Source organism: Gillisia marina (assembly GCF_000258765.1).
Lineage (GTDB): Bacteria > Bacteroidota > Bacteroidia > Flavobacteriales > Flavobacteriaceae > Gillisia > Gillisia marina.
Window position 1 is genome coordinate 1 of sequence record NZ_AJLT01000004.1, and the last position, 18812, is coordinate 18812.

The 18812-nt window shown below is 33.4% G+C and carries 24 protein-coding genes and 1 pseudogene; 14 read left to right on the forward strand and 11 right to left on the reverse strand.

Annotated features, from left to right (window positions below):
* Positions 1–130: 130 nt before the first annotated feature.
* Together ON07_RS16825 and ON07_RS16830 are read right to left on the reverse strand one after the other, a co-directional pair.
* A complete protein-coding gene (locus ON07_RS16825; protein WP_237708818.1) occupies positions 131–1456 on the reverse strand; it encodes an FUSC family protein in 1326 nt (441 codons plus the stop codon).
* On the reverse strand, positions 1449–2390 hold the full coding sequence (locus ON07_RS16830; protein WP_237708819.1) for a YccS/YhfK family membrane protein: 942 nt from the start codon (positions 2388–2390) through the stop codon (positions 1449–1451). The genes ON07_RS16825 and ON07_RS16830 overlap by 8 nt, the downstream gene beginning before the upstream one ends.
* 173 nt (positions 2391–2563) lie before the next feature.
* On the opposite strand from ON07_RS16830, the gene ON07_RS17575 reads away from it, so the two are divergent.
* Together ON07_RS17575 and ON07_RS17580 are read left to right on the forward strand one after the other, a co-directional pair.
* Positions 2564–3199, forward strand: a complete 636-nt coding sequence (locus ON07_RS17575; protein WP_316928058.1) for an NADP-dependent oxidoreductase — start codon at positions 2564–2566, stop codon at positions 3197–3199.
* 140 nt (positions 3200–3339) lie between these two features.
* Complete coding sequence (locus ON07_RS17580) at positions 3340–3561, forward strand: hypothetical protein (protein WP_316928059.1); 222 nt, start codon at positions 3340–3342, stop codon at positions 3559–3561.
* A gap of 57 nt (positions 3562–3618) precedes the next feature.
* Here ON07_RS17580 and ON07_RS01525 read toward each other — a convergent pair whose 3' ends face one another.
* On the reverse strand, positions 3619–4017 hold the full coding sequence (locus ON07_RS01525; RefSeq protein ID WP_010227620.1) for a hypothetical protein: 399 nt from the start codon (positions 4015–4017) through the stop codon (positions 3619–3621).
* Between the two features lie 165 nt (positions 4018–4182).
* Positions 4183–4902 (reverse strand): SDR family oxidoreductase, encoded by a 720-nt coding sequence (locus ON07_RS01530; RefSeq protein WP_010227621.1) that lies wholly within the window; start codon positions 4900–4902, stop codon positions 4183–4185.
* Positions 4903–5174: 272 nt separating this feature from the next.
* Here ON07_RS01530 and ON07_RS01535 point away from each other — a divergent pair, with 272 nt between their 5' ends.
* From ON07_RS01535 to ON07_RS16835, 5 genes are all read left to right on the forward strand, one after another.
* The gene (locus tag ON07_RS01535; RefSeq protein ID WP_010227622.1) at positions 5175–5552 is read left to right on the forward strand and encodes a hypothetical protein; all 378 of its coding nucleotides are present in this window, start codon (positions 5175–5177) and stop codon (positions 5550–5552) included.
* A 79-nt stretch (positions 5553–5631) separates the two neighbouring features.
* The gene (locus tag ON07_RS01540; protein ID WP_010227623.1) at positions 5632–6249 is read left to right on the forward strand and encodes a YqaA family protein; all 618 of its coding nucleotides are present in this window, start codon (positions 5632–5634) and stop codon (positions 6247–6249) included.
* Between the two features lie 56 nt (positions 6250–6305).
* Positions 6306–7073: a DUF1206 domain-containing protein gene (locus ON07_RS01545; protein ID WP_010227624.1), complete on the forward strand. Its 768-nt coding sequence runs from the start codon at positions 6306–6308 to the stop codon at positions 7071–7073.
* 149 nt (positions 7074–7222) lie between these two features.
* Positions 7223–7774, forward strand: coding sequence for a DUF1206 domain-containing protein (locus tag ON07_RS14150; protein WP_237708820.1), 552 nt, complete (start codon positions 7223–7225; stop codon positions 7772–7774).
* Positions 7743–8006 carry a DUF1206 domain-containing protein gene (locus ON07_RS16835; RefSeq protein WP_237708821.1) on the forward strand — a complete coding sequence of 88 codons (264 nt, stop codon included), beginning with the start codon at positions 7743–7745 and terminating at the stop codon, positions 8004–8006. The genes ON07_RS14150 and ON07_RS16835 overlap by 32 nt, the downstream gene beginning before the upstream one ends.
* Before the next feature lie 5 nt (positions 8007–8011).
* Here the strand turns inward: ON07_RS16835 and ON07_RS01555 are convergent, their stop codons facing one another.
* On the reverse strand, positions 8012–9121 hold the full coding sequence (locus ON07_RS01555; protein ID WP_010227626.1) for a DEAD/DEAH box helicase: 1110 nt from the start codon (positions 9119–9121) through the stop codon (positions 8012–8014).
* Positions 9122–9279: 158 nt separating this feature from the next.
* On the opposite strand from ON07_RS01555, the gene ON07_RS01560 reads away from it, so the two are divergent.
* Positions 9280–9435, forward strand: coding sequence for a YqaE/Pmp3 family membrane protein (locus ON07_RS01560; protein ID WP_010227628.1), 156 nt, complete (start codon positions 9280–9282; stop codon positions 9433–9435).
* A 61-nt stretch (positions 9436–9496) separates the two neighbouring features.
* Here ON07_RS01560 and galE read toward each other — a convergent pair whose 3' ends face one another.
* Positions 9497–10528: a UDP-glucose 4-epimerase GalE gene (gene galE / locus ON07_RS01565; protein WP_010227630.1), complete on the reverse strand. Its 1032-nt coding sequence runs from the start codon at positions 10526–10528 to the stop codon at positions 9497–9499.
* Positions 10529–10708: 180 nt separating this feature from the next.
* Between galE and ON07_RS01570 the strand changes: the two genes are divergently transcribed.
* The 5 genes from ON07_RS01570 to ON07_RS01585 all read left to right on the forward strand — a co-directional run bounded on the left by ON07_RS01570 (position 10709) and on the right by ON07_RS01585 (position 14483).
* The gene (locus tag ON07_RS01570; protein WP_010227631.1) at positions 10709–10993 is read left to right on the forward strand and encodes a DUF3817 domain-containing protein; all 285 of its coding nucleotides are present in this window, start codon (positions 10709–10711) and stop codon (positions 10991–10993) included.
* A gap of 1 nt (position 10994) precedes the next feature.
* The gene (locus ON07_RS01575) at positions 10995–12308 is read left to right on the forward strand and encodes a mechanosensitive ion channel family protein (RefSeq protein WP_010227633.1); all 1314 of its coding nucleotides are present in this window, start codon (positions 10995–10997) and stop codon (positions 12306–12308) included.
* 21 nt (positions 12309–12329) lie between these two features.
* Positions 12330–12698, forward strand: coding sequence for a hypothetical protein (locus tag ON07_RS16840; protein ID WP_237708822.1), 369 nt, complete (start codon positions 12330–12332; stop codon positions 12696–12698).
* Positions 12649–13422 carry an endonuclease/exonuclease/phosphatase family protein gene (locus ON07_RS14155; protein WP_237708823.1) on the forward strand — a complete coding sequence of 258 codons (774 nt, stop codon included), beginning with the start codon at positions 12649–12651 and terminating at the stop codon, positions 13420–13422. Before ON07_RS16840 ends, ON07_RS14155 begins: the two co-directional genes overlap by 50 nt.
* Before the next feature lie 131 nt (positions 13423–13553).
* Positions 13554–14483 (forward strand): mechanosensitive ion channel family protein, encoded by a 930-nt coding sequence (locus tag ON07_RS01585; protein WP_010227635.1) that lies wholly within the window; start codon positions 13554–13556, stop codon positions 14481–14483.
* Here ON07_RS01585 and ON07_RS01590 read toward each other — a convergent pair.
* The 4 genes and pseudogenes from ON07_RS01590 to ON07_RS14160 form a co-directional block, all read right to left on the reverse strand.
* Positions 14480–14869: an acyl-CoA thioesterase gene (locus ON07_RS01590; RefSeq protein ID WP_010227637.1), complete on the reverse strand. Its 390-nt coding sequence runs from the start codon at positions 14867–14869 to the stop codon at positions 14480–14482. The genes ON07_RS01585 and ON07_RS01590 overlap by 4 nt on opposite strands.
* 9 nt (positions 14870–14878) lie before the next feature.
* Entirely contained in the window at positions 14879–15304 is a 426-nt protein-coding gene (locus tag ON07_RS01595) for an NUDIX domain-containing protein (RefSeq protein ID WP_010227639.1), read from the reverse strand.
* The gene (locus ON07_RS01600; protein WP_010227641.1) at positions 15305–16177 is read right to left on the reverse strand and encodes a DUF72 domain-containing protein; all 873 of its coding nucleotides are present in this window, start codon (positions 16175–16177) and stop codon (positions 15305–15307) included.
* Positions 16178–16195: 18 nt separating this feature from the next.
* Positions 16196–17547: pseudogene (locus tag ON07_RS14160) on the reverse strand (NAD-dependent succinate-semialdehyde dehydrogenase).
* 161 nt (positions 17548–17708) lie between these two features.
* Here ON07_RS14160 and ON07_RS01610 point away from each other — a divergent pair.
* Positions 17709–18116 carry a hypothetical protein gene (locus tag ON07_RS01610; RefSeq protein WP_010227643.1) on the forward strand — a complete coding sequence of 136 codons (408 nt, stop codon included), beginning with the start codon at positions 17709–17711 and terminating at the stop codon, positions 18114–18116.
* Here the strand turns inward: ON07_RS01610 and ON07_RS01615 are convergent.
* Positions 18090–18812, reverse strand: a complete 723-nt coding sequence (locus ON07_RS01615; protein WP_010227645.1) for a DUF3307 domain-containing protein — start codon at positions 18810–18812, stop codon at positions 18090–18092. The genes ON07_RS01610 and ON07_RS01615 overlap by 27 nt on opposite strands.

Below are 18812 nucleotides of genomic sequence, written 5' to 3' on the forward strand. Positions count from 1 at the left end.
AAAAAAAGCAGGATCAAAAGAAAACTCAACAGCCTAAACGATAATTAGGCTAAAATTTTAAATTAAAATTTTGGAAGCCACCTTTTTTAGGTGGCTTTTTGTAGTTAAAAGCATACTAAAAATTTAAGAACTAAGCTTTTGGAAAATCAATTATTCTAATTCTCTTTATAATTTTTTCACTCAAAGCATACAGCCATTTTAATTGAGTTGTAATTAATTGAACTTCTTGTAATTGCTCTATATTACTTATGTCAGTAGCGTCAGATCCCCTTTTTTCAAGTCCAGAATTTTCATTTATATTTTCAAATCGTTGCTCAAAATATTGTTGGGCTTCAGTTGTATTATTAGATTCTATAGGTTCTGTATAATCCTCTTCAGAAATTAGACCATGTGCAATATTTAAATTATTAGCTATCTCATGCATATAATTATTAAAATAATCAGAAGCCTTTGTAGTTGGATGGTTTTGGATATATGTACCCATAGATGCAAGCGAGGACAAAAATGTATGATTTAATACAACCACCTCATAAAATTTGTCCAAATGCATCTGCTTAGACTTTGGCTCTTGAGCCATCCTTTGGAATGCAGCACTTAAATTTCCACTAGCCAAAAAAGCTCTTTTTCTCGCCAATTTATAAGTAGTGGGAACTGCTCCTTTTTTTTGATAATATTTTTGAATAGAAGTTAAGTATTCTTTATTTGCATTTAAACTCTCCCCTATTACCGCATTAATACTAAAATATTCCCATGAGGGCCAAAGCACTGCATTTCCTAAGGCTGCTAAACCAGCCCCAATTATAGTATCTATTATTCTAAACTGAATCACATTAAGCACATCTGGTTTTAAAAGCGCATAAATAAATACCACGCTTAGCGTGATAAAGGTCGCAGAGGTCTTATAATTTCTCTGAACCATGGAAAAAGCAATTATTAAACTTAATATCCCAAGAATAGCATATACTGTTGTGTCCTGAATTAGTAAAACGATACCGGTAGCAAAGGCCCCTCCTATTAACGTACCTAAAATCCGCTGCTTAGATCGTTGCTTTGTAAGTCCATAATTGGGCCTCATTATCACTACAATTGTAAGTAAGATCCAATATGCGTTTTGTAAAGAAAAATATGCACCAATAGTAAACCCAATCATTACAACAAGCGCAAGTCTTAAAGAATGTTTAAAAATTGGTGACTTTAAACTGAAATTTTCACTTAGAATATTAAGGTCGTATACTTGATGCGAGATAAAACGTTGGGCATCTACATTTTTTATAAAGCCTAATTCCTTAAAATCTTTATTACTTAAGATGTGTTCAATCTTTCTAATTTTTTCTACCTGTTTGTATTGATAATCATATAAATTCTTAAGCAGAATAGAACTTTCTAAAGACCCAATTACTTCTGAAGGTTTTTCTTTATCTATGAGGTCTCTTATCTTTTGAAGATATTCATCCAAAATACCCGTGTTTTTTACTTTTTTTTGAATGTAATAAGAGTTCAGAAATATGACTCATCCTAGCAGCCATTTCAAAAGTTAAAGACTGAAAAAGTTGTGTTTTTTCAGGATGATTAGATAGAATCTCATCCATCTTTTCATAATCCACAGGATTAGCCATTGCTAATTCTAAAATATCGACTAGCTGAATAAATATTAATAATCGCCTACGCTCGAAATTTGAATTTCCCGATGATTTACGTGAAGAAATTAAAATATCGCGTAGCGTTTCATGATTTACATTTAAATCTGCCTGAAGCTCTAAGAGTCTTTTTTGTAGTTTTTCCCTGTTAGATTTTGCATCCCATAATTTCCCACGAATTTCCAAATACTGCGCAGTGAGATCTAAGCCTTGAGATAAAAATTGTTCGGTTTCTGCCTTGGGGTTTATCTTATGCCAAGCCATCGTCAAAAATAAATACCAAATTCCACCTAAGCCTATTAAAATAGCGCGTTCATAAAATTCGAGCACGTTAAAAATATTTGCAAAACTAAGCACGAGCGCAAATAACCCTGAAAAACTTATAAGGGAAGCTCTAAATCCATATACTGCGAAATAAGAGAAAGCAAACATAATGACACCTATAATTGGAATAGTAATCCAAGCTAAAGGATTTAAAAGCGCGCCAATTAAACTCGCCAACACTGCTATGAGAGCAGATAATAAAATTCCGAAATTTCTGTTCCGAAAACTTCCTGTCACATCACTTGGGGAACTTAGTAAAGCTCCAAGCGCCAAAGCAAGCCCTATCTCAAAGTAATTCACATAAATTCCGATAATTATAGGAATCGTTATTCCCAAAGCCAAAATGATTGCCTTAGTGAAATCGGTGCTTTTGAGAAACAATATAGATTCCTTGTAGGATTCCCTAAAATTAAACTTCGGGTACTTCAAATTTTAGTATAAATTTTGAAATGTAAAGGTAATGGCAAATGCTGTGAGGAGCGTTAAACTTTTCTGAAAATGCCACGATTTATAGTCTTTAAAACAAGGGAGGACTTAAAATTCAATAATTTTATAAGAAATCAATTAAAGGCATAAAAATTACAAATCGAAAATTATAGATTATGAATAAAACAATTTATCTAAAAAATAGGCCTTCCGGAACTCCTACTCTTAACGACTTTGAATTTAAAGAAGAGCACAAGCCTAGTGCCGGGGATGGCGAATTATTATTGAAAACAAAATATATTTCTGTAGATCCATATTTAAGAGGAAGAATGCGAAGTGGAGAATCCTATATAGCACCTTTTGAAGTTAATAAACCTTTAGAATCTGGAATTATTGCTGAAGTGATCTCTTCTAATAATTCGAATTTTAAAAAAGGGGATTTTGTTAACGGAATGCTGAAATGGAAAGAGTTTCAAGTGAGCGATGGCGCAGGATTAAATAAAGTAGATCCTAACTCGGCACCATTGTCTGCATATCTGGGAGTATTAGGCTTAACTGGAATAACGGCGTATTTAGGATTAGAGAAAATCGGGAAGTTAAAAGAAGGTGAGACTCTACTGGTTTCTGGAGCAGCGGGGGCTGTAGGTAGTATTGTTGGCCAAATAGGAAAGATAAAAGGATGTAAAGTGGTTGGAATTGCCGGAACAGACGAAAAAATCGAAATGCTTCAAAATGATTTTGGGTTTGATAATGCTATCAATTATAAAACCACCTCTAATATGAGCGAAGCTATAAAAAAAAGCATGTCCTAACGGAGTTGATGTTTACTTTGATAATGTGGGAGGTGAAATTCTGGATGCTGCTTTAGAACACATCAATAAATTTGGTAGAGTTATTAATTGTGGTGCAATTTCTCTTTATAATGCTACCGAAACGCCTACGGGTCCTAGAAATGAAGGCACTCTCATCAAAAAAAAGTGTTTTAATGCAAGGATTTACTGTTAGAGATTATGTAAAAGAATTTGGACCTGCGATCAAACAATTAGCAACGTGGCTACAGGAGGATAAAATTAAATATTCTGAAACTATAGTTGAAGGCTTTGATAATACTCCACAGGCGTTCCTAGATTTATTTAAGGGTAAAAATAGCGGTAAAATGATTGTGAAGATCTAAATTAAAATTCCTGAACTTTCTTAAAAATGAGTTCAGGAATTCCTTGTTTTATTAATCTCAGATCGAGTTTCCATTCATTTTATTCCAAATAGTTTTATCATCTATCTTTTTTAGCTTGGAATCATTTATAATCTCAAACACAAGGGTTCCTTGTGGCACTTCAGGATTATTTTCAAATCTTAAAATTATATTTTTATTTATTACAGAGTATTCTCCCCTCCAGATAATATCCGTGAGAATAATTTCAGCCAAACCATTTTCAAAGAAACTAATTTCAGAATGACAGTTTATAAAAAAATCTGAATGTTGCGAATCTAAACATTGCTGTTCAGTTTTAAAATGAAGATATACAAAAGTTTCATTTTCAAGATCAATAGTACCTTTTGGATGTTCACTTCTCTCACAAAAACTGGCCATCAAAAAGAATGAGCATAAAAAAAGTAGTTTTATTTTCATAATTAGACATTTAAGGAAAGTTGTATTTAATTTACTAAATATCAGGCAATTATTAAATAAACTTATGCTCTTTAATTATAACCATTTGCTATAAAAAATGCTTCCAAAACATTAGCCTTGGAAGCATTTTTATACCTATTTAATTCTTTCTAAATATTATAAAAATTAAGATTTTGGAGGCATAGAAGGCCGCACTTCTATTTTGCTAGGCAAGGTTCTAGGATTCATTTTTAAAAGATCTACGACTAGTTCTCCTATATCCTCTTTTTGAATTTTCCAAGAATCCTTCTCACTAGGCTCATGATCATTAAAGTGAGTTGCAACAGACCCCGGCATTATGGTACTTACTTTTATTCCATATTCTCTAAGATCGAGCATTGCTGCTTGAGTAAATCCTGTTACTCCAAATTTACTCGCATTATATGCCGTACCTCCGGCAAAGAAATTGGTTCCCGCCAAACTTGAAATGGTAATTACATAACCTTCAGACTTTTTTAAGCTTTCTAAACAAGACTTAATACTATAAAACACACCTGATAAATTAGTATCTATAGTAGCTTGCCAATCTTCTACGCTCAATTCATCTATAGGTGCAAAATGCCCTACTCCGGCATTGGCAATCAAAACATCCAATTGTCCCCAGGTATCTTTAACTTTCTTTACTGCATTTTCCTGGCTTTTATATTGTCTAACATCGGCTTCCAAGGCTAAAACCTCTCCGCTTCCTATATTTTTTAAATCCTTAGCAGCCTTTTCTGCAGAATCTAAGCTTCTACTCGTAATAGCTACCTTCATACCCAATTTCAATAGAGATTCGGCTACACCATATCCTATTCCTTTGCTACCTCCTGTTATAAGAGCTACTTTTCCTTTATAATTTTCCATTTTCTTTATTTTATTGAATTGATTTAAAACTACTAAAGATCTATTGCCACTAAAAATTTTAGAGACTAATTAATTGTTAATTCTTGGTGAGAATATGGCTTGCTTACTATGAATGAAGACTTTAAACAAAGCATTAAAATCTTTTATAAATATTAGCCAAAATGGTTTCAAAAAAACTTTAAAGCAGTAACTTTGCGATCACCCTTAAAAAGCCTATAAAATGAGCTGATATAGGGTTTCACAATTTGACAGTAACATAAAAAATATATAAGTTGAAAAATCCTAAAGCTCAAAAATTAATTGATAAAATACAACGCGATTTAATGCGCAATGGTTTAGTAATCAATACGCTTGTAGATGATCTAAAGCAATTAAGGCCTTTTGCTATTGAAGAAGAAAATCCTCTTTTGGCAAAAGTGATTCGATTAACTTTTGAACATATTGAGTCTACAAATTCTTTCGAAATTGCTATTCCAGATGATGAACCAATTGATGAGAATGAAGAAGAAGCAACTGCTGCTATTGAATCTACTCCTCAGGAAAGTTTAGATTATTTACTATCCTTGATGCATGACACTTCAATAAAAAATAATGTGATCGATCTACGTGAATATAGTCGTGCTTTAACTGAATATGCTGAAGATAATTAATTGTATTTCAATGCTATTATATAAGTTTTAATCGACTTTTATAATAGCATTAATATGTCTATAACTAAATTAATCATGAATGAAAAAGGAAGCGAAATCTAAAAAGAAATCGCGAGCGCGTTTACTTCATCAATATTATAGCTACACAGGCTTTTATAAGTTTGTAGCTAAGAGTGTAAAAAAGGCAATTATTCCGATTATCCTTTTTATCGCAGCCATTTTCGCATTGGATTATTTTGTTCTGGATCTAGATAAATTATTAGTTACAGTTACCGAAACCTATTCTCCTATAGGTATTCTTAGTGTATTTTTTGCTTCAGAATCTTTACTAGGAATTATCCCTCCCGAATTATTTATTGCTTGGGCGGGAAAATCTGAATTCCCTATATTTTATTTATCGCTTTTGGCCGCCGCCTCTTATTTGGGTGGAATTGTTTCTTATTGGATTGGAGTTGGAATCACTAAAATTCCGGCGGTACATAAACAAATTGAAACCAACATGGCAAAGCATATTAAAAACACTCGAAAATGGGGTGGTTTTTTAATTATAGTGGGAGCACTACTTCCCATTCCTTTTGCTATGACTAGTATAGCTGCTGGAATTATAAGATTTCCTTTCATGAGTTATCTTATGTATGGCTTACTTAGGTTTGTTAGGTTTTATGCCTATGCTTTGGTAATATTTGAAATGGTTTAAAACAAGCTTATTTGTGATTTTCAAATTTATATGAACATTATTCCTGATACTTATTAATGGGCGCACTAAGAAATATAGCTCGCACAGGATATATCGCTAAGGGTGTCATTTATACCATAACAGGTGTATTAACATTTATGGCGGCAATAAATATTGGCGGGGAAAAAGCTGGGAAAGAAGAAGTTCTTGATTTTATTAAAAAACAAGACTTAGGTAGCACCTTATTAATTCTTTTGGCTTTGGGACTTTCTTGCTATGCTACTTGGCGTTTTGCACAAGCTTTTGTGGATCCTCAAGGCAAGAAAGGGAAAAGCAAAAATAAAGGGCAACGTTTTGCTTTATTTGTAAGCGGACTTAGTTACCTAGGTTTAGCAGGGCTTGCAATTCTCACAGCCGGCGGAAGATCGGGCTCTTCTAGTCTTAAGCATTCCAGTATTTTAACTACAGAAAAAGGTCTTTGGATTTTAGCAGCAGTAGGTTTAATTTTTGCCGGAAGGGGGATTTACCAGATAACACGACTGTTTAAAACGAATTTTATAAGAAAATTCGATTTTGAATCCATGACAGACGAAAAGAAAAGAAAGATTATTAAAAATAGCGCTTATATGGGAATGACTTCCCGCGCAATAATTTTCTTAATTATCGGTTTTTTTGCCTTAAAAGCAGCTATTACTGCAGATTTAGATGAAATAAAAAACACCTCGGATGTATTTCATTTTATTGAAACCTCCACTTGGGGATCTTTTCAATTAGGAATGATATCCGTCGGGTTTTTGGGATATGCAGTATACATGTTTCTCTCTTCTAAATATAGAAGTTTTTAAGTTTTACAATCCCTTTAAGTTACTTCCATTTCCCTAAATAAGATTTCTTTTTTACTCTTCGTGTAAATCTTGAACTTTTCATAATTTAATTATAAAGGGCATATAAAATTATATGTTTTCTGATATATTGAACATCCAACCAGAAAATTATGAACAAGAAATTAAAAAACATAGCGCGAACGGGGCTAGTTGCCAAAGGAATTATTTATGCGATCATAGGAATACTAACTTTTTTAGCTGCCTTTAATATGGGCGGACAAAAAGCTGGCAAGCTTCAAGTTATAGATTTCCTGGAAAAACAAACATTTGGAAAAATCTTGCTTATTATCGTTGCTCTTGGTTTGTTATGCTATGCATTTTGGAGGCTTACTCAGGCTATCAAAGATCCTGAAAATATTGGAAGTGATAAAAAAGCGAAAGTAAAACGCACGGGCTATTTTGTGAGCGGATTCTTGTATTTAGGTCTCGGAGTTCTTGCATTACTAGACGCCATTGGATCAGCAAATAGCTCTGGAGGATCATCTGGGGAAGATGGAAGCTTTTTAGGTACTAATACAGGTTTGGTACTATTAGGAATTGTAGGAGTTATATTAATAGGATTAGGTATTTATCAATTTACACGAATAAAAAAGGATAAATTCGAAAAGAAATTCAGTTCTAAAGCTCTAAGTGAAGAAAAACGAAAAAAAAACCATCTATAATTCTGCTTATTTTGGCCTTGCTGCAAGAGGAGTTATTTTTTTAATTTTAGGTTTCTTTGCGATTAAAGCTTCCTATACTTCAGATCCCGATAAAATTAAAACCACATCAGATGTATTCTCCTTTTTAGAAGATTCATCCTATGGTTCTTGGTTACTAGGAGTTGTAGCCGCAGGATTAATAGCATATGCCATTTACACGTTTATGCTAGCAAAATATAGACGCTTTAACTAATCGATCTATTTAATCTTAGTAAACTTAATGCTAAGCTCCTTCTCCAATTCATAGATCCTTCTGGTTTCCTTTGGATTGACTAAAACCAAAGAAATTCCAGTTTTTCCGGCTCTGGCAGTACGTCCACTTCTATGAGTATAGTATTCGGTTTGATCTGGTAACTGGTAATGCACCACAAATGCTAAATTATTTACGTCTATTCCTCTGGCGGCAACATCTGTAGAAACTAGTAAACGCAAACTTTTATTTTTAAAGGCTCTCATTACCTTTTCCCTATCTTTTTGAAGCATATCACCTTCTAACAGGCCAACTTCATGATTTTTGGAATGTAATTGCTTAGCCAAAATCTTTGCAGCAGCCTTTGTCTTGGTAAATATTATTCCTCTTTGTTTTCCCTGAGATTTCAGAAAAGAGGCTAAAGTATCTAGCTTATTATTATCGTCCCCGGTTACATAGTGATGAGAAATTCCAGTATTCACAGAATCACTTTTATCTACAGAGATTCTAAGCGCATCTTTAGAAACGTAGTTTTCTATAATTTCATTAAGTTCTTTTGGAATAGTAGCCGAAAACAACCAAACATTCCTGTCCCCTTTTGTTTTTGAAAGTATCTTGGTAAGATCATCCTTAAAACCCATACTCAACATTTCGTCTGCTTCATCCAAAACAAGCGTATGAATTTTAGAAATATCCAATGCCTTCCTATTCAAAAGATCTATTAGTCTTCCAGGGGTAGCAACCACAATTTGGGTTGGTCTTTTCAATCTTGAAATCTGAATATCGATCTTCTCACCTCCGTAAACGGCTTCAGTAAATACATTTTCAGAATATTTTGTGAATTTGAATAACTGTTTAGCAATTTGTTGCCCAAGTTCCCGAGTTGGTGCTAATACTAAGGCTTGAATATAATCTCTACTAGGATCTACTTTGGCCAATATTGGTAATCCAAAGGCCGCAGTTTTACCAGTTCCCGTTTGCGCCTGTCCTACAAAATCTATATTTTCTACAGATAAAACCGGGATGGCAGCCATTTGGATTTTAGTAGGATTTATTATTCCTAATTCTTTTAATCCTTTATCGATTTCTTTAGAAACACCTATTTCAGTAAAGCTCATAATTATATTTTGAATTTGCAAAGATACCTTTTCTAATTCAGTTTAAGTATTCCTAAGAAGAAGTTATAATTAGTTAAAATATAGCTAAACCAAATGCCTGAATTGTAGATTATAGAAGAGAATAGTTAAATTCGGCAAAACCAAAAAAAACATATACTATGTCTTTGATTACTATTATTATAAATATATTATTACCACCATTAGCTGTATTCTTAAAACATGGCCTTGGAGTTACTTTTTTAATTAGTTTATTGCTTACAGCTTTAGGTTGGTTACCCGGTGTAATTCACGCCTTCTATGTGAATGGGAAATAAAAATAAAAAAGCCACTTATCTATAAGTGGCTTTTTTATTTTCAAATTTATAGATGCGATTCCTAATCTTCTTTCTTAAAGACTTTTTTCTCCCATTTCCACGCACTTTCTAAAGCTTCATCCAAGCTATGTTCTGCTCTCCAATTTAATACTGAATTTGCCTTATGTGTATCTGCATAAGCTGCTGTAATATCTCCTTCTCGCCTGTCTACTATCTTATAAGCCAACTTCTTTCCTGTAGAACGCTGAAAAGACTCTATTACCTCTAATACTGAATTTCCTTTCCCTGTTCCTAAATTGAAAACATCGTAATTGCTTTCAGAATTACCATTCATTAATTTCTGCAAAGCGACTACATGAGCTTTAGCCAAGTCCATTACATGAATGTAGTCTCTAATGCAAGTTCCATCACTTGTTGGATAATCATTTCCAAAAACAGATAATTGTTCGCGCTTCCCAATAGCTGTTTGGGTGATAAACGGAACTAAATTTTGAGGAGTTCCTATTGGCAACTCTCCTATTTCTGTACTTGGATGCGCCCCAATAGGATTAAAATACCTCAAAGAAATTGCGCTTAGATTAGGATGCACCTTACAGGTATCTTTAATGATCTCCTCCCCTATTTGCTTGGTGTTACCATAAGGAGACATCGCTTTTTTAATAGGAGCATTTTCATTAATTGGTAAAGAATCTGCTTGCCCATACACTGTACAAGAAGAACTGAATATAAAATTAGCGCTATCCTTCTTACTTAGATGTTGTAATATATAAATTAAAGTAGATAAATTATTTTCATAATAAAGCAACGGATTTTCAACGCTCTCCCCTACTGCTTTGGAAGCTGCAAAATGAATAACTCCATTTACATCATCGTATTTCTCAAAAAACTCATTTACCGCTTCCTTATTTCGAAGATCAATATTTTCAAACTCTGGAGTAATTTGGGTGATTTTTGTGATTCCTGCCAATACATCTATGGAAGAATTTGATAGATTGTCTATAATTACAACTTCAAATCCTTGCTGCTGAAGCGCCACTACCGTATGAGAACCAATAAATCCAAGTCCGCCGGTAACTAATATTTTAGATTTCATTTTTAATTTTTCTAATTGAGTGCAAAATAGTCAAATTGCGAAAAATGAAGCATATTTAAAGACATTTCCATTTAATTTTTGGTATAGTTTTAACAGGCTTGCTCCTTCAACACACATTTTAATAGAAGGAATATTTACCTACTCTAAGTATTAAATTTATCTTTGCGAAAATTTAAATTGATGAATGATCAAATTCAAATTAAGGTTTTTAAATGGGTAAGTATTCTAGAAGGCCTTTCCTTTTTGTTATTGCTCTTTATAGCCATGCCATTAAAGTATTTGTTTAACCTCCCGCAAATGGTTCAAGTGGTTGGAATGGCACACGGAATCCTTTTTATATCCTATCTTGTGGGTGCTATACTTGTTTATAATATTCTGAATTGGAATTTTAAAACCTTACTGATTGCCGTTGCATGTTCAGTAATTCCATTTGGCCCATTCTATATAGAAAAAAAGTATTTATAATATGTTTGAAGACATTCTTAATATAAAACCTACAAGTTGCTTTCTTGAAAATTATTTTATTGAACAAGGAATGAATACTGTTGCCGCAGGTTATCTTAATCTGGCAATAAATCTTCTAGCACTTTTTGGTTTGGTTATTTTGGTGAATTATATCATTAGAAGATTTGTAATTGAATCTTTTAAAGCATTTACCAATAAAACCAAAACTACGTTCGACGATTTCTTGATAAAGAGTAATTTCCCAAAATATGTAGGGAGAATTATTCCAATTCTTTTGATTTACGCTACTATTCCGGTTATTCTAATAGATCATCAGTTCGTTTTAAAGGTTGTTATTTTCTTGACGAATCTGTATATAATAATTTTAGTTGTTTGGATCTTTAGAAGCTTGTTACGCACCAGTAAAAACTATTTAAAAACCAGAGAAGAATTTTATGACAAGCCTTTAGATAGTTACATACAAGTACTTATGATCTTTATTTGGATTGTAGGCATCATGTTTATTTTTTCTGAAATAACCGGGAAATCCGTTCTCAATTTTGCGATATCATTAGGTGCTGCATCTGCAGTTATTTTATTGATATTTAAAGATACAATCATGGGATTTGTAGCATCTATACAAGTTTCAGTGAATGACATTGTGCGTATTGGAGACTGGATTACTTTCAGTAAATATGGAGCAGATGGAGATGTTACTGAAATAAATCTTGCAACTGTTCGGGTTCAGAATTTCGATAATACATTCACTACAATTCCTACCTATAGTTTAATTGCAGATTCTTTTCAAAACTGGCGTGGAATGCTGGAATCACCTGGCAGACGAATTAAACGTGCAATAAATATCAAACAGAATTCAGTGAAATTTGTGACTTTAGAAGATCTGGAAAAACTTAAATCTATAACACTCATAGCTCCTTATTTAGAGCATCGCCAAAAAGAGGTAAATAAATATAATAAGACAAATAATATAGACACCTCACTTCCTATAAATGGTAGAAATCAAACCAATTTAGGAATTTTTAGAAAGTATGCCGATGCTTATTTACATGATCATCCGGCTATTAATAAAGAGCTATACTTAATGGTTAGGCACCTATCACCAACCCCACAGGGAATCCCGTTGGAAATCCTTTGTTTTAGTAGCGATAAGCGTTGGGAGAATTATGAATATATCGCAGCAGATATTTTCGATCATTTAATAGCAGCATTGCCTTATTTTGGGCTTCAACTTTTTGAAGCTCCATCGGGAGATGATCTAAAATATTTAGCAGATAATATGAATCAGAATTCTCAAATAAACAAAAACCAAGCATAACCAACCCATAAAACTAACCCTATGAAATTAAAACCCTTCTTACAAGGTTTCGGACTATTTGCCATCCTGTTAACCTTAATTCCCATAGCTGCAGCAGATTTCTGGTGGATTAGAATGTTCGATTATCCCCATACGCAGTTAACCATTCTTACCTTCGTGGCCTTGGTGGTTTATTTTATGAGATTCGATGTAAAATGGATCAAGGATTATGCATTTGTAACCGTTTTACTTGCGTGTTTTGTTTTTCAGCTATATAAGGTTTATCCTTATATCCCTCATAATTCATATGAAGTTGGAGAAGCTGAAAACACAATAGATAATAAAAATGCATTTAAATTTTATGCGGCCAACGTGCTACAAAAAAAACACCAATCCAAATATTTTAATTGAAGAGATTAATACGATAGATCCAGATATTCTTCTCTTAACTGAAACTGATACTCGTTGGATGAATGATGTTGCTGGAGCGGTTTCTAAGTATAAGTACAAAGTAGAAATCCCAATAGATAATACCTATGGAATGCTTTTGTACTCTAAGCTTCAATTAAAAGATACAGAAAAGAAATTTTTAGTAGACGATAGTATTCCTTCAATTCAAACCATTGTTAAATTAAGATCGGGTAAGGAGATTATGTTGTACGCAATCCACCCTACACCACCTATGCCTCAGGAAAATCCAAGTTCTACAGATAGAGACGGGGAAATGATGATGGTCGCTAAAAAAGCTTTAAATCGAAATATGCCAGTTGTTGTAGCCGGAGATTTCAACGATGTTCCTTGGTCTGGAAGTACCAAATTATTCAAAAAGGTAAGTACGTTATTAGATATTAGGGTTGGTCGAGGTTTTTATAACACATTTGATGCAACCAGTTTTATAATGAAATGGCCCTTAGATCAATTCTATGTTTCTGAAGAGTTTAAAGTAATCAAGCTTGCAAAAGGAAAAGATATAGACTCAGATCACCTTCCATTTTATGTGGAATTAAGTCTTGAACCAAAAGATGCAAAGGAACAAGAATCTGAAGAGCCTACCGAAAGTCAACTAGAAAATGCTGAAGAACAAATTCAGGATGCAAAAGAAGAACAAGTAGAGAAAAAAGCGGAAGGTCAATAAAATTAAAACTAGCTGAAATACAAATCAGTACATCGTTTCATTTCACTTAAGCCTTCATCTATTTAATATTCTAACAAATATTTAATAGAAGAAGGTTTTTTTAATATCTATATTTCAGAAAATTATAATAAATGCAGGATAGTTCTACAGATCAGGTAAGTTTAAATGAATCTTTTAAACATTTCTATGAAAGTTTTATAGATCAGTTACCTGGAATAGGATTGGGCTTACTAATTATAATTTTAGGAGTCCTAATTGGCTCTTGGATTGGCAATTTCGCGAGAAAGCGGATTTCCAATCGTACCAATGACCCGCTAATGAGTCGGTTTTTAGGGAAAACTATTAAAATTATCGCTTTATTAATAGCAATTATGCTCGCCTTGAGAGCTGCTGGTTTAGGCGGAATTGCAACTGCAATTCTAACGGCTGCTGGAGCAAGTGCGGTAGTCCTAGGCTTCGCTTTTAAAGATATTGGAGAGAATTTTATAGCTGGAATCATTCTCGCTTTCAATAGGCCTTTTGATATAAATGACACTGTAGAAATTGGTGATAATTTTGGAAAAGTGAAAGCCTTGGAATTTAGATATACAAAGCTGAAAACATTCGACGGAAAAGATGTTTATATCCCAAATAGTGATGTTTTAACTGAACCTGTGACAAATTATACGGAAGATGGTTTCTTTAGATGGAATTTTGTGATTGGGATTGCATACGAAGATAATATCGAAGGAGCTAAGAAAACAGTTATGGAAGCTTTAAGAAATGAGCCAGACGTAATTGAAGATGAAGAGCATGAAAATTTTGTGATCGAAGATGAATTAGCGACAAGCACCGTTAATTTAAAAGTGTTCTTTTGGGTAGATACTAAAGATTTTAGACGAAAAGCACTTACAACTAAAGGAAGTGTGGTGAGAGCCGTGAAAGAGGCCTTAGAAGACAATGGATATTATATGCCGGCAGATATTCAAGAGATTAAGATCTATGGTGGTAACAAGGACTTAGAGTTACCAGTAAGACTTTCTTCCTTAAAACAAGATGAGAATCCAACGAAAAAGGCTTAATCCTTAAGACGGTCTTTTACATATTCTATTTGAGATTTACCATGAGCCTTGGGTTTCCCATTCTTATCTAAACTAACCATAACAATATTTTCTATAGTTATAATAGTGTCTCTAGTCATCTTATTTCGTACTTCACAACGCAGGGTTAAAGAAGCATTACCAAATTTCACCACATCTATCCCAATTTCAATGATATCCCCTTGAGAAGCTGAGCTTTGAAAATTTATTTCACTCATAAATTTAGTGACCACTTTTGGGTTTTCTAATTGAATAATGGAATACAATGCGCATTCTTCGTCTATCCATTCTAGTAATCTGCCACCAAATAAGGATGCATTAGGATTTAGGTCTTGTGGTTTTACCCATTTTCTGGTATGAAATCTCATATTTACTAATTATAATTTATTACGCTGAAGATACCTTTTTGCATCTTCAATTATTTCTGAATGGTCAAAAGCGAGTTCGGGTAGCTCATCTAAATTAAACCAGACTGCTTCTTTAGCATCATCTCCCGCCTTTATTCTCACTTCCTTATTTACTATTCCAATAAAAGCGATTGAAACTGTTCTACCTCGTGGATCTCGATTTAAATCACCATAGGCTTTCAATTGTATTAAATCTTCTACTTCCACCCCAGTTTCTTCCAATAATTCTCTTTTCGCAGCATCTTCCAAGTTTTCAATAGCTTCAAGGAAACCTCCCGGCAAGGCCCAATTATTTTTATAAGGCTCATTCTTCCGTTTTATTAAAAGAATTTTAGCTGAAGAATTTAAATCTTTAATTATTACAGCATCTACAGTAATTGCTATTTCTTGCCTCATTTAGCTTAAGGTGTTTGGAATTGGAAGCTCCAAATTAAACTTGGCGTTCAGCTTTTTTATAAAATACGCAGATAAGAGTGGGGATGCCTCTTCAACATTTTGATGCACAAAGAAATATAGGTTCTTAAGGCCTAATTCATACCACTCTTCTATCACGTTTAACCAATCATCTAAACGGGTATAATCTGAAGGATGATTTGCGCCATTATACCTAATGAATGCGGTTTCGTTACTAAGCCTCATATGAAGTAAGTCGCGTCTACCAGCACTATCGGTGATAATATTGGTGATATTATGTTTCATTAAAATTTCATTCAACTCATCAGAGATAGATGAATCTTGAAACCATTCTGTGTGTCTTAATTCTAATCCAAGTGGAATTTCCTTCGGCCAATGTTTTAGAAACGGTTCTATTCTATCTAAATTTTTAGGATGAAAATTCTCCGGCATTTGCAAAAAAACCATCCCCAACTTCTCTTTCAAAGGCATTAAATTACTCACATAATCATCTACCAATATTTGTGAATCATTTAGTCTTTTAATATGACTGATAGATCTTGTTACCTTCGGAAAAAATTGAAAATCTCCTTGAGCTTTATCATACCATGTTTGAAATTGTTCTGGAGGGAACATTCTATAAAAGGAAGCATTTAATTCTATAGAATTAAACTGCGATGTATAATATGTTAATTCATCTTTTGTTCCTTTAGGATAAAAGTTTTTGAGATCTTTCTTATTCCATTTAGCACAACCCACTCTCACATTTAAAAATTTAGATGGCTCCTGCTTTTTTAAAACTTTAATTGTTTGCTCGTGTGTTGGTGGCAAAGTAAAATCTATATTGCCGGGATCGTCTACTTTTCCGAAATTCATATATTATAATTAGAAATTTTATTTAATATACACCGTTTTCTTATTTACAAACTCCCGAATACCATGAATAGACAATTCTCTTCCATAACCAGATATTTTTGTTCCTCCAAAGGCTAATCTAGGGTCACTTTTCACCAATTCATTTATAAATACCGCACCATCATCAAAATTAGGAGCTATTTTTTCTGCAAATTCCAAGTCGTCGGTGAATACAGATACTCCCAATCCAAAATCTGAAAAATTTACTAGTTCTACCGCTTCTTTTTCATCTTTAAAAGTTGTTACAGAAATTACAGGGCCAAAAGTTTCTTCTTTAAAAACCGTCATCTCTTTAGTAACGTCTGTTAAAATTGTAGGCTCATAATAAGTGCCATTTCTAATGCCTCCTAAATGAATTTTTGCTCCTTGTTTCACAGATGCTGCAACTTGCTTTTCAAGATCTTCCGCAAGATCTTCGCGTGCCAAAACGCCAATGTAGGTTTCTTCATCCATTGGATTTCCACTTTTAAGCTCTCTAACCTTTTTCGAAAAAAGCTCCAAAAATTCGTCAGCAATGGAATCTTGTAATAAAAGTCTTTTTCCTGCAATACAACTCTGTCCTGTATTCTGAAACCGTGCCTGTACACAGGTATCTACAGAATTTTCAAGATTGGCATCTTCAAAAACTACCAAAGCATTGCTTCCGCCTAACTCTAAAACGGATTTTTTGATCTCCTCTCCAGCCACCGAAGCTACGGCGCTACCTGCAGGTTTACTTCCTGTTAACGTAACTGCTTTAATTCTAGGATCTCTAATAATTTCTTCTACTTTCTTACTACTAATTGGAAGATTTTGAAAACATCCCTTTGGAAAGCCTGCTCTTTCAAATATTTTCTGAATATTATTGGCAGATTCCATCACATTACTAGCGTGTTTTAGAACACCTATATTTCCAGCCATTAATGCCGGAGCAGCAAATCTAAAAACTTGCCAAAAAGGATAATTCCAAGGCATTACGGCCAAAACAACACCAATAGGCTCAAAGGAAGTATAGCTCTTCTTTGCATCTGTTTTAATAATTTCCTTTGCCAGATGCTTTTCTGCATTTTCAGCATAGTACTCACAAACCCACGCACATTTCTCAACTTCGGCAATAGCTGTGTAATTGGTTTACCCATTTCTAACGTAATAGTTTCGGCATATTCCTGTTTATTCTTCTTTAACTCTGCTGCTGCAGACATCATCAATTTTGAACGTTCGCTAAAAGAAGTTTGTCTCCAGCTCTGAAATCTTTTATCGGCAGCCTCTAATGCCTCATCAATCTCTTTCTTATTAAATTCCTTGACACTGGCTACTTCTTCCCCATTATATGGATTACGTGATACAATCATAACTTTTTTCAATTTGATTAAAGGTAAAAAGAACCATGTTAAGGACTAAAGCGATTAAGAGACTTTTAACTGACGAATTTGTTTATAAATCGGTTTAAAAGTTGACTAAGCGTTCTAAAAATCAGCCTTTATTTTATTTAAATTTAATAAACTTCACAACTATGAATCATCGAGATACAGAATTGCTTCGTCTTAGACCAGAAATTCCATCGGCAAGAGTTTCAGAAATAATGAGTCGTGATGAACAATTTCAAAACAAAACCTTACGCCCAGTTATTAAGCTCCAAAATGAACTCTTTGTAGAAGTGTTCAGGAATTACATTAAGAAGCACAAAAATAGTTTTCACACTTATTCTGTAGAAAAGAAATTGAGTTTCATTGAAAATGCTATTCAGCGGGATATAAAATTCAGAAATAGCCTTAAAGGAATTGTTATTGGCCAATTTACTACTGAAGAATATTTGCTTTATATCGAAAATTCTTCAGCTTTAAATAAGCGAATGATGAACATTCTCAAAGAGCGAATGTTTAGCAATATTCAACTATTGGAACAAGAAATGGCGTACTAACAACCCAATAAGGATTGTTATTGTAAAGCTTATTAAAGTTCCAATAAGCACATATTCTGTTTGCTTTCTGGCTCCACTTTCAGATTTATCGCTAAACCTTAAAATAGACTTGGCAGCGATTAAAAACCCAATTGCCGAGAAATTGTTGGTGAGGATAAAGGTTAATACGAGGATACGCTCAAATATACCAATATACCGCCCGGCATCGTCAAGACTGTTCTTTTGGTGGGATTCTTTTATTTCATTTTGCCATTTCTTGGTTGCTTTTCCAATTAAAAAACCTGCTGGGAATATTACAAATAAATATGCGCCAATAACTGCGAGTAAACCTATAGAATTTAAAAGCTCTTTTAAAAATGGGAGGATGTTAGAAAACCCATTTATTAAGTATAGCCATACCGCAACTATAATTATTAAATGAAAGACCTGATCTAAAATGAAATACTTGAGGTTGTCTTTTTTCTGATTTAGTTTCCACCAATCTATTAAGAAATGTGTGACACTTATAACTAATCCAATATACCACCACTCTAATTTCTGAAGAAATACTACTGTCAAAACCCCTGCTATTAAAGCATGGATAATCAAAAAGTGAGATTTTGCTTTATATTTTCTTTTATGCTTTATCCAGCTATTTGGCTGCAGCACAAAATCTGTTAAAAGATGTGCAAGAAGTAATTGTATTAAAATGAGCAT

Coding starts and splice junctions, on each gene's coding strand:
- ON07_RS17575 (WP_316928058.1), top strand. CDS start 2,564: ATGAATAAAACAATTTATCTAAAAAATAGGCCTTCCGGAACTCCTACT.
- ON07_RS17580 (WP_316928059.1), top strand. CDS start 3,340: ATGAAGGCACTCTCATCAAAAAAAAGTGTTTTAATGCAAGGATTTACT.
- ON07_RS01525 (WP_010227620.1), bottom strand. CDS start 4,017: ATGAAAATAAAACTACTTTTTTTATGCTCATTCTTTTTGATGGCCAGT.
- ON07_RS01530 (WP_010227621.1), bottom strand. CDS start 4,902: ATGGAAAATTATAAAGGAAAAGTAGCTCTTATAACAGGAGGTAGCAAA.
- ON07_RS01540 (WP_010227623.1), top strand. CDS start 5,632: ATGAAAAAGGAAGCGAAATCTAAAAAGAAATCGCGAGCGCGTTTACTT.
- ON07_RS01545 (WP_010227624.1), top strand. CDS start 6,306: ATGGGCGCACTAAGAAATATAGCTCGCACAGGATATATCGCTAAGGGT.
- ON07_RS14150 (WP_237708820.1), top strand. CDS start 7,223: ATGAACAAGAAATTAAAAAACATAGCGCGAACGGGGCTAGTTGCCAAA.
- ON07_RS01555 (WP_010227626.1), bottom strand. CDS start 9,121: ATGAGCTTTACTGAAATAGGTGTTTCTAAAGAAATCGATAAAGGATTA.
- ON07_RS01560 (WP_010227628.1), top strand. CDS start 9,280: ATGTCTTTGATTACTATTATTATAAATATATTATTACCACCATTAGCT.
- galE (WP_010227630.1), bottom strand. CDS start 10,528: ATGAAATCTAAAATATTAGTTACCGGCGGACTTGGATTTATTGGTTCT.
- ON07_RS01570 (WP_010227631.1), top strand. CDS start 10,709: ATGAATGATCAAATTCAAATTAAGGTTTTTAAATGGGTAAGTATTCTA.
- ON07_RS01575 (WP_010227633.1), top strand. CDS start 10,995: ATGTTTGAAGACATTCTTAATATAAAACCTACAAGTTGCTTTCTTGAA.
- ON07_RS16840 (WP_237708822.1), top strand. CDS start 12,330: ATGAAATTAAAACCCTTCTTACAAGGTTTCGGACTATTTGCCATCCTG.
- ON07_RS14155 (WP_237708823.1), top strand. CDS start 12,649: ATGCGGCCAACGTGCTACAAAAAAAACACCAATCCAAATATTTTAATT.
- ON07_RS01585 (WP_010227635.1), top strand. CDS start 13,554: ATGCAGGATAGTTCTACAGATCAGGTAAGTTTAAATGAATCTTTTAAA.
- ON07_RS01590 (WP_010227637.1), bottom strand. CDS start 14,869: ATGAGATTTCATACCAGAAAATGGGTAAAACCACAAGACCTAAATCCT.
- ON07_RS01595 (WP_010227639.1), bottom strand. CDS start 15,304: ATGAGGCAAGAAATAGCAATTACTGTAGATGCTGTAATAATTAAAGAT.
- ON07_RS01600 (WP_010227641.1), bottom strand. CDS start 16,177: ATGAATTTCGGAAAAGTAGACGATCCCGGCAATATAGATTTTACTTTG.
- ON07_RS01610 (WP_010227643.1), top strand. CDS start 17,709: ATGAATCATCGAGATACAGAATTGCTTCGTCTTAGACCAGAAATTCCA.
- ON07_RS01615 (WP_010227645.1), bottom strand. CDS start 18,812: ATGCTCATTTTAATACAATTACTTCTTGCACATCTTTTAACAGATTTT.